The sequence below is a fragment of the Aestuariivita boseongensis genome, from assembly GCF_001262635.1.
GTDB lineage: Bacteria > Pseudomonadota > Alphaproteobacteria > Rhodobacterales > Rhodobacteraceae > Aestuariivita > Aestuariivita boseongensis.
The window spans coordinates 1-13,679 of sequence record NZ_JXYH01000070.1; the positions used below are offsets into that span (position 1 = coordinate 1).

The window sequence follows — 13,679 nt, forward strand, 5'->3', positions numbered from 1 at the left end:
ATCCAACAGAAAAGTTGACACAAAACGAGAACATGAATAGAACAAACGGAAACCTGTGCCAAATGGGGTGACCGAGCATGTTAACGAAAAAGCAATTGGATCTGCTGGAATTCATCCACAAACGCGTGCAGCGCGACGGGGTGCCGCCCAGCTTTGATGAAATGAAACTGGCGCTGGACCTGCGCTCAAAATCCGGCATCCATCGTCTGATCACCGCGCTGGAAGAACGCGGCTTCATCCGCCGCCTGGCCCACCGCGCCCGCGCGATCGAGATCGTGAAACTGCCCGAAAGCCTGGGCGGCGAACCCAGCACCGGCTTTACGCCCCGCGTGATCGACGGCGACCGCCCCGACAGCACGCCCGCGGCCGCGCAACCCGTGGAAATCCACGCGATCGAATTGCCCGTCATGGGCCGGATCGCCGCCGGTGTGCCCATCGCCGCCATCAGCGAGGTGTCGCATAACGTGGCCGTACCCGGCCAGATGCTGAGCGGGTCGGGCCATCATTACGCGCTTGAGGTCAAGGGCGACTCGATGATCGACGCGGGCATCAATGACGGCGACGTGGTCGTGATCCGCGAAACCTCGACCGCCGATAATGGCGATATCGTCGTAGCATTGGTCGAAGATCAGGAAGCCACGCTGAAGCGCTTCTTCCGACGCGGAAATGCCATCGCGCTTGAGGCCGCCAACCCTGCCTATGAGACGCGCGTGCTGCCCGATGACAAGGTCAAGGTGCAGGGCCGTCTGGTCGGTCTGATCCGCACCTATTGAACAGGCCTAATCGCGCTGCGCCGTCCGAAGCTGTTTCGGACGGCGTTTTGCATGCCAAAGCCTGTCGCCGCCCAGATCCGCTGCGGAGCGCACGGAACTGCCGGTCACTGCCAGACTGCCCATGTCGCGCAGACGAGTGGCGTCGTAAACCTCGCATGGCCCTGAAAGTGCCAGATCATGGGCCGACACGACGATCTGGCCCGCTCTGCATTCCGCAAACCTCGCGACGGCGGCCTTGCCGGTCAGATGAATGATCTCTCCGCCCGCAACAGCCATGCGCGCAACCCCGCCAGCTTTATCGTCCCAGCGGGCGGAGGCATTCCCCTGGTCCACCGGATCGCCGTCATTTTCCAACCATGTGCGCGCGACAAACCCCGCTCCACGCGGTTTGGACAGGGCGCGCCCCTGATCCGTCATCACCCCCACCAAAGCACCACCTTCGGCAATAAGGATCGCCGGACGTTCCACACCGACCCAAAGCGCGGCTGCCAAGACCATGGGTGCAACCCCCGCAAGCCGTGCGCGTCCCTGCCACAGGATCACACCCAACGCCCCCAGCGCGAACAGGGGCAGCACCGCTCCGGGCGGGCTGGGCAGGTACCGCCGCGCCCCGCTCAGGCCTGCGACCCATTCCGCGACCCACAGGATCCACTGTATACCCCAACGCATCAGCCACAGACCCACGGCCTCCAACCCGAACGGGGCCAGAGCCGCCGCCAGTACTGCGGAAGGCATCACGACACTGCCCATCAAAGGCACGCTCAAAAGGTTCGCAAGAAGCCCGTAATGCGCCACCGCGTTGAAATGCGCGGCCCCAATCGGCGCAGTGGCCAACCCCGCGATGAAGGATGACAGCAACACCCCCAGAACCGCGCGGATCCAGCCCGGTCCGGGCAGGCTCAGATCCGCCTCACGCATCCAGCCATAGGCCGCCACCAGCGCCGTTGTCGCGGCAAAGGACATCTGGAAACCCGGGCCCATCAGCGCCTCGGGCCGCAAAGCCAGCACGATCGGCGCCGCAATCGCCACGGACCTTAGTGATATCGCGCGCCGGTCAAGCATCACCGCCACCAGCATCACCGCCGCCATGATAAAGGCGCGTTCTGTGGCCACGCTGGCCCCCGACAGCGCCAGATAAGCCGCCGCCGCCATCAGCGCGCCGCCAGCCGCAATCTTGCGCACGGGCCAGCGCAGGGCAATCCAGGGCACCAGCGCCAATCCGTACCGCAAGACAGCAAAGACCACGCCGACAAGAAGCCCCATATGCAGGCCCGAAATGGCCAGAAGATGGGCGGTGTTCGCCGCGCGCAGCCACTCCAGCGCCTCCTGACTGACACCGCTGCGATCCCCGGTTGTCACCGCCGCGCCAAACCCGCCGATGTCGCCGCCCTGCACCTCGATTATCCGGGCGGTGATGGCGCGGCGCAGGCGCAGCAGGGCCAGCCCTTCGGAAGGTGGCGCTGCCAGAAGCACCGGGTTGCGGGTATAGCCCACCGCGCCCAGGCCCTGAAACCAGGCGTGACGGCGAAAATCGAACCCGCCCGGCTCCACCGGTCCGCCGGGGGGTGACAGGTGGCCCGTGGTCATCACGCGCTGGCCCGGCACAAGATCAAAGGCGGGAAGATCGCCATGCAGCGCCACGCGAACCTGGCCGGGGGTTCTGGCCGGCGACAAGCGTTCAAGAACCACCTGATCCAGCCGCAGCCGCAGCGCGTCCGAGGCCGAACGGTCGATGCCGATGATCCGCCCTTCGATCGGGCCGTAATAGCGCCACTCCAGCACCGGCGCGGAAACCTGGTGGGCGCGGTAGCCCGCCGCAAGAAACCCGGTGGCCGCCAGCGCCACGGCCCAGCCCAAAGCGCCCAGTCCCGGCGGCAGAAGGCGCGCGGCCACAAGCGCAAGGACAGCCAGCGCGCCCAAACCCCAATAGGTCGCCTGTCCCGGTTCGATCTGACGCGCAAAGTAAAGCCCGATACCACATGCAAAGGCCACAGGCGCCCAGGGACACAGGTGACCGCGCTGCCGCAAAAGGCCCAGATCCAGCCATGCCAAAACGCGCATACTTGCCCCCACCTGCCGGGATCGCTAGACAGGCGCCACTTCTAATCCCCACATGGTTATCAAAAGGTAAACCGCCTCATGTCCGCGCCTGTCGTCACCCGCTTTGCCCCCTCGCCCACCGGATATCTGCATATCGGCGGGGCCCGCACGGCGCTGTTCAACTGGCTTTTTGCGCGCGGGCGCGGCGGCAAATTCCTGCTGCGTATCGAAGACACCGACCGGGCGCGTTCGACGCCCGAGGCGACCGAAGCGATCCTGCAGGGCCTTTCCTGGCTGGGTCTGGACTGGGACGGGGAGCCAATCAGTCAATTCGCCCGCGCCGACCGCCATGCAGAGGTTGCGCACCAGCTTCTGGCCGAGGGGAAGGCGTATAAGTGCTTTTCGACGCAGGAAGAAATCACCGCCTTCCGCGACGCCGCGCGGGCCGGAGGGAAATCGACCCTGTTCCGCTCCCCCTGGCGGGATGCCGATCCGGCCACCCATCCGGACGCGCCCTTCGTAATCCGCATCAAAGCGCCTCAGGACGGCGCGACCGTGATCCGCGACCGGGTTCAGGGCGATGTGACGATCCGCAATGATCAACTGGATGACATGGTTCTGCTGCGGTCCGACGGTACGCCCGTCTACATGCTGGCCGTGGTCGTCGATGACCATGACATGGGCGTGACCCATGTGATCCGGGGCGATGACCACCTGAATAATGCCGCGCGGCAGATGATGATCTATGATGCCATGGGCTGGGACATTCCCGTCTGGGCGCATATCCCGCTGATCCACGGGCCGGATGGCAAGAAACTGTCGAAACGCCACGGCGCGCTGGGGGCAGAGGAATACCAGAAGATGGGCTACCCGGCCGCTGGCATGCGCAACTACCTTGCGCGGCTGGGCTGGAGCCATGGCGATGACGAGTTCTTCACCGATGCCCAGGCGCGGGAGTGGTTCAATCTGGACGGGATCGGCAAAAGCCCCGCCCGGTTTGACCTGAAAAAACTGGAAAACCTGTCAGGGCAACATATCGCAGCCGCCGACGATGCCGCATTGCGGCAAGAGCTTGAAGCCTATCTTGCGGCCTCTGGCCAGCCGGCGCTGAAAACGGCGCAGGCAGACGATTTGGAACGTGCGATGTATTGCCTCAAGGATCGGGCGCGCAGTTTTCCCGAACTGATTGAAAAGGCGCATTTTATCCTGACCCAACGCCCGATCACACCGGACGAGAAGGCCGCAAAAGCCCTTGATACGGTATCCCGTGGTATACTGTCAGAATTGACGCCGCAGTTGCAAAGTGCTAGCTGGTCGCGAAACGATCTGGAGGCGGCTCTCAACGCGTTCGCAGAGGCGCGGGGGACCAAGTTCGGCAAACTGGCAGGCCCATTGCGGGCGGCCCTTGCAGGACGGTCCGTGACCCCTTCGGTTTTCGACATGATGCTTCTGTTGGGCCGCGAGGAAACACTGGCCCGGCTGGCGGATGCGGCAGAAGACCGGGGCGCTTAACGCGCGGGTCACACTGTCGTCTTAACATTGGTCTGCGCCCTTGTCCGGCGCGCGAAGGACCCGGGTGCGCCGGAATGCCTGCGCCCCTGAACGAAGGAAGGGACAGCTATGACTGAGGCCAAGAAAACTGCCAAACTGACCATCGGCGAGAACAGCTATGATTTGCCGATTTTCTCACCCACGGCGGGTCCGGATGTGATCGACATCCGCAAGCTTTATGGGGAGGCAGGCGTCTTTACCTACGATCCCGGCTTCACCTCCACCGCGAGCTGCGACAGCACCATCACCTTCATCGATGGCGGCAAGGGCGAGCTTCTGCATCGCGGGTACCCGATCGACCAGCTTGCCGGCAAATCGCATTACCTCGAAGTGTGCTACCTTCTGCTGTACGGCGAATTGCCGTCAGCCGCTCAGCTTGAGGATTTTGAATCCACCATCACCCGCCACACAATGCTGCACGAGCAGATGGTGAACTTCTTCCGTGGTTTCCGCCGCGACGCGCATCCCATGGCGGTCATGGTGGGCGTTGTTGGCGCGATGTCGGCTTTCTATCACGACAGCACTGACGTGAATGACGAACGCCAGCGCGAGATCGCTTCGCACCGGCTGATCGCCAAGATGCCGACGATTGCGGCCTGGGCCTACAAGTACTCGGTGGGTCAGCCCTTCGTCTATCCGCGCAACGATCTCGATTACGCGGCCAACTTCCTGCACATGTGCTTTGCCGTCCCGGCCGAGGAATATCACGTCGACCCGATCCTGAGCCGCGCGATGGACCGGATCTTTATCCTGCATGCCGATCACGAGCAGAACGCCTCGACCTCGACCGTGCGTCTGGCCTCAAGCTCGGGTGCGAACCCCTTCGCCTGTATTGCTGCCGGTATCGCCTGCCTTTGGGGCCCGGCCCATGGCGGCGCGAACCAGGCCTGCCTTGAGATGCTGAAGGAAATCGGCGGCGTCGACCGCATCCCGGAATACATCGCCCGCGCCAAGGACAAGAACGATCCGTTCCGCCTGATGGGCTTTGGTCACCGCGTCTACAAGAACTTTGACCCTCGTGCGACGGTGATGAAGCAATCCGCCGACGAGGTGCTGGACCTGCTGGGGATCGAAAACAATCCCCTCCTGCAGGTCGCCAAAGAGCTGGAAAAGATCGCCCTTGAGGACGAATACTTCGCCGAGAAGAAGCTGTTCCCCAATGTCGACTTCTATTCCGGCATTATTCTTGAGGCGATGGGCTTCCCGACCTCCATGTTCACACCCATCTTTGCGCTGTCGCGCACCGTGGGCTGGGTCAGCCAGTGGAAAGAGATGATTGCCGACCCACAAAACAAGATCGGCCGCCCGCGCCAGCTGTATCTGGGCGAAACCGCGCGCGATTACGTGGATATCGAAAAGCGCTGATTGGCGCGAAACCGAATGAAAAAGCCCCGGCGCAGCGATGCGGCGGGGCTTGTTCTTTTGTCGACTGAGGCCGCGTTCACCGCCCTTCGAACTTGGGTGCGCGTTTTTCCATGAACGCCACGACGCCTTCCTTGAAGTCGCGCGACTTGCCACAGGCGCCTTGCAGCTTGGCCTCGACCAACAGCTGGTCTTCCAGCGTCTTGTCCCAGCTGCCGCGAATGGCCTGTTTCGCCGCGGCATAGGCGGCGGTGGGGCCTTGCGCCAAATGTGCCGCGCGGGCCTTCCAGGTGTCTTCAAAGCTATCGTCCGCCACAGCTTCCCAGATCATGCCCCAATCATCAGCCTGACGCGCGCTGATCTTGTCGGCGAACAAGGCAGCGCCCATGGCCTTGGCCGTGCCCATCTGGCGCGGAAGGAAATACGTACCGCCCGCATCCGGGATCAGGCCGATCCGGGTGAAAGCCTGGAGGAAATAGGCGCTTTCGGCGGCAATCACCACGTCGGCAGCCAGCGCGATATTGGCCCCTGCCCCAGCAGCCGGGCCATTCACGGCGGAAATTGTCGGCACCGGGCAGTCGAAGATCGCGCGCAAAAGAGGCGTGTATTCATCGCGCAGCGTCCGCTCCAGATCGAGGTTCGCGGCACTTGCCCGGTCACCCAGATCCTGGCCCGAACAAAAGGCCTTGCCCGCCCCTGTCAGCACAACCACACGGGCACTTTGCCCGGCGGCCTTGACGGCATGGGTCAATTCCGCCCGCATCTGGGCTGTCAACGCATTGTATTTGTCAGGCCGGTTCAGGGTCACGACCGCGATGTCATCTGCGGTGTCCAGCGTGATGGTCTCATAGGTCATGACGGCGCCTTTCTTGATGTCGAGTCGGAGGCCACTTTAGGCATCCTTCACCGCAGCGCCAGACGAACCGGGCGTCATTCCTTGAGAATTTTGTCCAGACGCGCCTTCTCTTCCGCGCTGAGACCCGCTTCCTGCACCGGTTTCGCCTCGGACCGTCCGCGGATATAGGCAAACCCGATCCCGGCCGCCAGAAGCAGCATGATCGGTCCCGCCGCCCAAAGCAGCCAGGTCGATCCGTCAAAGCGTGGTTTCAGCAGGACATATTCGCCGTAACGTTCCACGACAAAGTCAATCACCTCTTCGTCGCTGTCGCCTTCAACCAGCCGCTCACGCACCAGGATGCGCAGGTCACGCGCCAGATCGGCATTGCTTTCGTCGATGCTTTCATTGCGGCAGACAAGGCAGCGCAGGCCCTTGGACAGATCGCGCGCCCGTTCTTCCAGCACAGGATCGTCCAGCACCTCATCGGGCTGCACAGCCCAGACCGGCGTGACCATCAGCGCGACGACCAGACCCAGAAGCGTCTGACGCCAGCTCATTCCGCCGGCACCCCTTGGGGCGTCTTGCGTGCGCCCGCAGCCACCCGGAAGCGCCGGTCGCTAAGCGACAGGAACCCGCCCAGTGCCATAAGCAGGCACCCCGCCCACATCCAGTTGGCGAAGGGTTTGACATAGGTGCGCACCACCCAGCCGCCATCGGTCTGCTTGTCGCCAATCACAACGTAAACGTCGCGGAAAAACCGGTAATCAATCGCGGCTTCGGTCGTGGGCATCTGGGCCACGGGATATTCACGTTTCTCAGGCCGTAGCTGAGCGATCTCGCGCCCGTTTTTTTCAAGCGTAATAAAGCCCATGGTCGAGAAATAGTTGGGACCGCGCACGTCCTGAACATCGTCCAGCGTGATGGTGAACCCTGCGACGTCAAACGGCTCTCCGATCTGGGCCACACGAATATCGTCCTGTTTCCAGGCCACGAGCCCGCAAATGGCGAAAAAGGTCACACCAAGCCCGAAATGCGCTGTCGCTTTGCCCCAATCGGCACGCGGAAGCCGCGCCAGACGGCTGATATCGCGCGACTGTCCCGTCCGCGACCACAGATCGACCAGCGCCCCCATCGCGATCCAGGCCCCCATGAAGGCCCCCAGCGGCCCCAATGCGCTGCGTTCGGTCTGCATCGCCCAGACCAGCGCGGCAATGGCCAGCGACAGCACGAAAGCCATACGCAGAGGCTTCCAGGCCCGGCTCAGCACCCCGCGTTTCCAGGGGATCATCGCACCGACGGGCAGGATCAGACCCAGCACCACCATGAAGGGGGTAAACGCCATGTCGAAGAACGGCGGACCAACGGTTAGCTTGCGGTCAAAGAACATCTCGGCAATGACGGGCCACATGGTGCCGACAAACACCACGAAACAGCTGACCGCCAGAAGGATGTTATTGGCCAGAAGCGCGCTTTCACGGCTGATGGTGCCGAAGACGCCCTTCGCCTCCATCGCCTTTGCGCGCATGGCGTAAAGCGTCAGTGCACCGCCGGTGAAAAAGACCATGATCATCAGGATGAACACGCCCCGCTCCGGGTCATTCGCGAACGCATGAACCGAGGTCAGAAGACCCGAACGCACAATGAACGTGCCCACCAGCGAAAAGCCGAAGGCAAGGATGGCCAGCAGGATCGTCCAGCTTTTCAGCGCCTCGCGCTTTTCAACCACAATGGCCGAATGCAGCAGCGCCGCGGCCAGAAGCCAGGGCATGAAAGAGGCGTTTTCAACCGGATCCCAGAACCAGAAACCGCCCCAGCCCAGCTCGTAATAGGCCCACCACGACCCCAGCCCAATACCGATGGTCAGGAAAATCCACGCAGCCAATGTCCAGGGCCGCACCCAGCGGCCCCAGGCGGCATCCACGCGGCCTTCGATCAGGGCGGCGACGGCAAAGGAAAACGCCATCGACAGGCCCACGTAACCCAAATACAGAAACGGCGGGTGGAAGGCCAAACCGGGATCCTGCAGCAGCGGATTCAGATCCTGCCCGTCCATGGGCGGTACCGCGAGGCGCAGAAACGGGTTCGACGTGAAAATGATAAAGGCAAAAAATGCCACGCCGATGGCTGCCTGCACCGCCAGAACACGTGCCTTCAACGTGGGCGGCAGATTGCCTCCGAACCAAGCCGCCATAGCGCCAAACAGCGTCACGATCAGCACCCAAAGCAGCATAGAGCCTTCGTGGTTCCCCCAGGTGCCGGTGATCTTGTACAGCATCGGCTTGGCCGAATGGCTGTTCAGTGTCACCAGCCTCAGCGAAAAGTCAGACGTAACAAAGGCATAGGTCAGCGCCGCAAAGGCAAATGCCGTCAGCAGGAACTGGATATTGGCAGCGGGCTCCGCCACGGCCATCCATCCGGTCCAGCGTTTCTGCGCCCCGATCAGCGGCACAATGGTCTGCACAATCGCCACCATAAAGGCGAGGATCAGCGCGAAATGTCCAAGCTCTGTCACCATGGGGCAGATTATAGTCGCGCCCCGAAAGCTCGCCAATGGGAATCCGGCACGACAGATCACATTGTCGCGGGTGGGCTAGCTGCGGCGCGCCTGCCTCCATGCCTCAAGCGCGGGATTTGCGTCAGAGGTGCTGGCGGCCAAGGTCAGCGCGGCATCCCCGCCGGTATCGGCCGGGGTCGGATCTTTCATGTGACGCAAGGCTGCGATGTTGGACATGACCTGCGGTGCGCGCGCCATGGTCGCCGCCAGATCCCGCTGAAAATCCTGTGATTTCAACTGATGGCGCGCCCCGAAATAGAAGGACACGATCACACCCAGAAGCCACCAAAGCGGCTCGGGCACCAGTGCGATCCCCTGCATGCGCGCGGCAAACCAGATCGGATCGATCATCGCCGCCAGGAAAAGACCCAGCGTTCCCAGGGCCAGCGCAGGGCGCGGAATGCGGTTGATCCCGTCCATCAGCCGGTCAAACCCGCCCTTCTGCGTTCTTGCGAATTCCGCGGCCATCTGCGCCAAAGCGCGCTCCTGCGCCTGCAAGGCCCGGTCGGCACCGGCCTCGGCATTCTCGCGAAAAACCTCCGCCGTCTCGACAATTGCGTTACGCCCATCCCCGAACAGCAGCGAAAGAAGTTTCCCGATCAGTCCCATGACGCCACCCTTTCTGCAAATTGCTGCACGCTCAGATGAAAGGCAGGGCTCAGAAATTCCTCGGCTCGCCTGATCCAGCCGCCTTTGCCGCCAGCGCGTGTGCGCGCGTATTTGCGGCTGGCAGGGCGGTGGTCGGCAAGGCGAAAGTAATAATTGCGCCGCGCCACCCCATAGGCATCGCGCAGCATCATGGGATCGGGATGCGCGGCCTCCTCCGCCGCCATGGCGGTTTGCGGTCCGATCAGCCCGTCCACCGCCACGTCAAACCCCATTTGCGCCAACAGCCGCTGCAATATGCGCACGGCATTTGCCCCTGCATTGACATACATGTCAAAAACCGAGGGCTGCAGCGTCTCGGGCAGAAGATCAATCCGCGGCTTGTGGAAGTAGTGATCCAGAAAGATCTCCACCGCTTGTTCCCGGCTCAACTCCCGCACATCGGCCACATCCACCCGGCCGTCGCCCGTCAGATCCAGGCCCAGGCGCCGCATGGTGTGAATGGTCACGCCGTATTTCGTGGCCCCACCGGGGTCGTCGGGATCGTTCACGAAACCGCCCTCGCGGGCCACAATTTCTTCGGCTATGTCGCGTAAGCTCTGCATTCCGGCCCCTCGCTTGATCACGGGGGACAGTCCTGAACGGTTAAGGTTAACGCCTCGCTACATCAGCGTGCGCTACCCTATTCTTCTTCTCTTTACAAATACAGGCCGCCGGAGGCATGGCCCGGCAGGGCCATTCAGCCTTCGCCCGCCGCCCCATAGCTGCCGTTAGGGTCTTTATAGACACCCTGTTCCTTCAGCGCATCCACGACCTCGGCCGGCATATAGGTTTCGTCATGTTTGGCCAGGATTTCAGTGGCTTCGAAGACGCCATTGACGTAACTTCCCGTGCCCACCATGCCTTCGTTTTCCGAAAACAGGTCAGGCAGAACACCGGTATAAGTCACCGGGATCGACGCGCCGCCATCGGTCACCGAAAAGCGGATGGTCTTGCCCTCCCCACGCACAATGGAGCCCTCTTCGACAAGCCCACCGATGCGGAACACTTCGTTCGGCGCAGGCGGTTCGGCGATGATCTGGCTGGGCGCACGGAAGAAGTTGATACCGTCACGCATCGCATATCCGATCAGCGCCGTTGACAACACAAGCGCAACTGCGGCCACGGCAATCACCTGGATACGGCGTTGTTTCTTAAGGCTTTTCATCGAATCCTCCGCTGACCGTCACGGGAAGAGAGGTGCCATCATCAACCCGCGCGTCTCTGGCTCACCTAACATCAGATTAGCATTTTGCAACGCTTGTCCACTGCTACCTTTTGTCAGGTTATCCAGCGCGGCCACAACAATCGTGCGCCCTGCGATCCGGTCAGCCACCACACCGATGTGACAGAAATTCGATCCACGCACATGGTGGGTCGAGGGGGTCTCGCCCATCGGCAGCACCTGCAGGAAGGGCTCATCCGCATAAGCCTTGGTAAAGGCCGCGTGGATCGCGTCGGCCTCGCCCTTCACATAGGCGGTGGCAAGTATGCCCCGGTTCGTCGGGACCAGATGCGGCGTGAACTGGATCTGCACGGGCCGCCCGGCAAGTTTGGAAAACTCTTGATCGAACTCCCCCAGATGCCGGTGGGTGCCACCAACGGCATAGGCGTTGTAGCCTTCGGACAGTTCGGCATGTAGCAGGTTTTCCTTCAGCGACCGACCGGCACCCGAAACGCCGCATTTCAGGTCCAGAATGATCTCATCCAGATCGATGACCCCGGCTGAAATCAGTGGCCGCAGCGCGAATTGGCCAGTGGCGGCATTACAGCCCGTGCCGGCCACCAGACGGGCGCCCGCGATATCCTCGCGGTAAAATTCTGTCAGGCCATAGACGGCCTCGCCCTGCATGTCGACCGCGGCATGGGCGTTGCCATACCATTTCTGGTATTCCGCCGGATCGCGCAGCCGGAAATCAGCGGACAGGTCCACGATTTTCAGGTTGTGCGGAAGATCGCGGATCACTTCCTGGCTGGTCTTATGCGGCAGGGCGCAAAAGCACAGATCGATCTTGGAGAAGTCGATTTCGTCGATTTTGCATAGGGTTGGCAGGTCCATGTGGCGCAGATGCGGGAACACCTCGGCCATCTGCATGCCGGCCTTCCGGTCAGCGGCAAGGGCTGCGATCTGGATGCCGGGATGATCGGCGATCAGCCGGATCAATTCCGCCCCGGTATAGCCCGAAGCGCCAAGAATTGCGACATTGTAGGTCATGTGAATGGTCCGTTGAGAAGCTGCCTAAGACTGCTCCGGCGCGGAAAAAAGAGCAAGGTGAAAGGCGTCAGGCCGCCTCGAACGTGATCTTTCGTCGGAGGAACTGCGTCGCCCGGTCCGACACCTTGCGCGGATCGCCCGTGGTCAGGAAACCCGGCTCCCCGCCACCCAGCATTTCGGGCCGCCGGTCCAGATAATCGGCCAGGCTTTCAGCCACCAGATCGGCTTGCGAGAAGACCTTTACATCCGCCCCCAACGCGTCCTGAAACACCTCGGCCATCAGCGGGTAATGGGTACAGCCCAGCACGGCAGCCTGCGGATGCGGCATTTTACGTTTCAGCGCGTCCACATGGGACCGCACCAGCGCTTCGGCGAGGATCATGTCGCCTTCCTCGATCGCATCCACGACCCCGCCACATGCTTGAGCTTCCACGTCTACACCAATGGCGCGAAAGGCCAATTCCCGCTGGAACGCACGGCTGGCCACGGTTGCGGGCGTGGCGAAAAGCGCCACATGCTTCACTTCAACCTCACGCGGAGGGGAGTTGTCACCCCATTGCCGCTCGGTCAGCGCCTCGATCAGCGGCACGAAGACGCCCAGCACCCGTTTGCCTTGCGGTACGCCCGCCTCCTGCATGCGCCGGAGCGCGGCGGCCGAGGCCGTGTTGCAGGCCAGCACGACAAGGTTGCACCCCCTGCCCCAAAGGTCATTCACGGCGGCTGTGGTCAGATCAAACACATCATCGGCATCCCGCACGCCGTAAGGCGCATGGGCACTGTCGCCGAAATACAGGAAATCGACGTCAGGCAGGCGCTTTTGCGCTGCGTTCAGGACGGTCAGGCCGCCCAGACCGGAATCGAAAATACCAACTGCCATCTTTAATCAGGCGCGATGCCGTTCCTCGAACTCATAGCCGTAGTCGTAATTGGCCAGCGGCTTTGGCGACAGCTCATACGTGGCTTTGCGCAGGAAATCCATCAGGGATTTGGTGTCTTTGGCCAGCGGGCTCAGAACGTCACGGTCGATGGGCTCTCCGATCACGACGCGCACGGGCGTATCGACGCGTTTCTTGAACTCCTTGATCAAGAGGCCGACGCGCAATGTCTGGTGCAAATGGCTCGCGATTTGGAAGAGGCGGGAGGTGTGGCCGTCGAAGTAAACCGGCACGACGGTCGCGTTGCTTTTGGCGATCATCCGGGCCGTAAACCCGCGCCAGCCCGGATCCATCGGCTGGGCAAATGGCCTGGCTGCCGTCGACACGGTACCGCCGGGAAAAATCCCTATGGCGCCATTACTTGCAAGGTAATCCAGAGCGGTTCTTCGGGTGTCGAGATTGAGTTTCAAGGCCTCTTTCGTGTCATCGAAAGAGATCGGCAGGATGATCCGGTTCAGCTCTTCGGCCTTGCGGAACACGCTGTTGGCAAGGATGCGAAAATCGCCGCGTGTCTCGCTCAGGATATGGCCCATCATCAGACCATCCAGAATGCCGTAAGGGTGGTTCGCGATCAGGATCAGCGGGCCATCCTTGGGAATATTGCCAAGCGATCCGCCAACCACGTCCAGTGTCAGACCATAGCGTTCCACCATCACCGCCCAGAAATCGCGGCCTGCGGCGACCTCGGCCTCATAGCCATTTGCGCGGCGGATCAGGCGTAATCGGCCGGTCGTGTTTTCCATAAGCCGGATGACGGCGCGGCCGC

The 13,679-nt window shown here is 62.1% G+C and carries 13 protein-coding genes; 3 read left to right on the forward strand and 10 right to left on the reverse strand.

Going from position 1 to position 13,679, the window contains the following annotated elements; genetic code table 11:
- The first annotated feature begins 77 nt into the window (after positions 1–77).
- Positions 78–773, forward strand: coding sequence for a transcriptional repressor LexA (gene lexA / locus TR61_RS18085; RefSeq protein ID WP_050931933.1), 696 nt, complete (start codon positions 78–80; stop codon positions 771–773).
- A 6-nt stretch (positions 774–779) separates the two neighbouring features.
- Here the strand turns inward: lexA and TR61_RS18090 are convergent, their stop codons facing one another.
- Positions 780–2,834 (reverse strand): ComEC/Rec2 family competence protein, encoded by a 2,055-nt coding sequence (locus tag TR61_RS18090; protein WP_050931934.1) that lies wholly within the window; start codon positions 2,832–2,834, stop codon positions 780–782.
- Between the two features lie 78 nt (positions 2,835–2,912).
- On the opposite strand from TR61_RS18090, the gene gltX reads away from it, so the two are divergent.
- Both gltX and gltA read left to right on the forward strand, forming a co-directional pair.
- The gene (gltX, locus tag TR61_RS18095; RefSeq protein ID WP_050931935.1) at positions 2,913–4,325 is read left to right on the forward strand and encodes a glutamate--tRNA ligase; all 1,413 of its coding nucleotides are present in this window, start codon (positions 2,913–2,915) and stop codon (positions 4,323–4,325) included.
- A gap of 108 nt (positions 4,326–4,433) precedes the next feature.
- A complete protein-coding gene (gltA, locus tag TR61_RS18100; RefSeq protein WP_050931936.1) occupies positions 4,434–5,729 on the forward strand; it encodes a citrate synthase in 1,296 nt (431 codons plus the stop codon).
- 76 nt (positions 5,730–5,805) lie between these two features.
- Here the strand turns inward: gltA and TR61_RS18105 are convergent, their stop codons facing one another.
- The 9 genes from TR61_RS18105 to TR61_RS18145 form a co-directional block, all read right to left on the reverse strand.
- Entirely contained in the window at positions 5,806–6,582 is a 777-nt protein-coding gene (locus TR61_RS18105; protein ID WP_050931937.1) for an enoyl-CoA hydratase-related protein, read from the reverse strand.
- A 74-nt stretch (positions 6,583–6,656) separates the two neighbouring features.
- Positions 6,657–7,121, reverse strand: coding sequence for a cytochrome c-type biogenesis protein (locus TR61_RS18110; RefSeq protein WP_050931938.1), 465 nt, complete (start codon positions 7,119–7,121; stop codon positions 6,657–6,659).
- Positions 7,118–9,079, reverse strand: coding sequence for a heme lyase CcmF/NrfE family subunit (locus TR61_RS18115; protein ID WP_050931939.1), 1,962 nt, complete (start codon positions 9,077–9,079; stop codon positions 7,118–7,120). Before TR61_RS18115 ends, TR61_RS18110 begins: the two co-directional genes overlap by 4 nt.
- A 75-nt stretch (positions 9,080–9,154) precedes the next feature.
- A complete protein-coding gene (locus TR61_RS18120; protein WP_050931940.1) occupies positions 9,155–9,727 on the reverse strand; it encodes a holin family protein in 573 nt (190 codons plus the stop codon).
- Positions 9,718–10,329, reverse strand: coding sequence for a holin-associated N-acetylmuramidase (locus TR61_RS18125; protein ID WP_050931941.1), 612 nt, complete (start codon positions 10,327–10,329; stop codon positions 9,718–9,720). The genes TR61_RS18120 and TR61_RS18125 overlap by 10 nt, the downstream gene beginning before the upstream one ends.
- A gap of 134 nt (positions 10,330–10,463) precedes the next feature.
- A complete protein-coding gene (gene ccmE / locus TR61_RS18130) occupies positions 10,464–10,931 on the reverse strand; it encodes a cytochrome c maturation protein CcmE (protein ID WP_050931942.1) in 468 nt (155 codons plus the stop codon).
- A gap of 18 nt (positions 10,932–10,949) precedes the next feature.
- Positions 10,950–11,978 carry an N-acetyl-gamma-glutamyl-phosphate reductase gene (argC, locus tag TR61_RS18135; RefSeq protein ID WP_050931943.1) on the reverse strand — a complete coding sequence of 343 codons (1,029 nt, stop codon included), beginning with the start codon at positions 11,976–11,978 and terminating at the stop codon, positions 10,950–10,952.
- A 67-nt stretch (positions 11,979–12,045) separates the two neighbouring features.
- Positions 12,046–12,855, reverse strand: coding sequence for a glutamate racemase (locus TR61_RS18140; protein ID WP_050931944.1), 810 nt, complete (start codon positions 12,853–12,855; stop codon positions 12,046–12,048).
- A 6-nt stretch (positions 12,856–12,861) separates the two neighbouring features.
- The coding region (locus tag TR61_RS18145) for a lysophospholipid acyltransferase family protein (protein ID WP_050931945.1) at positions 12,862–13,679 on the reverse strand (818 nt) is incomplete at its 5' end.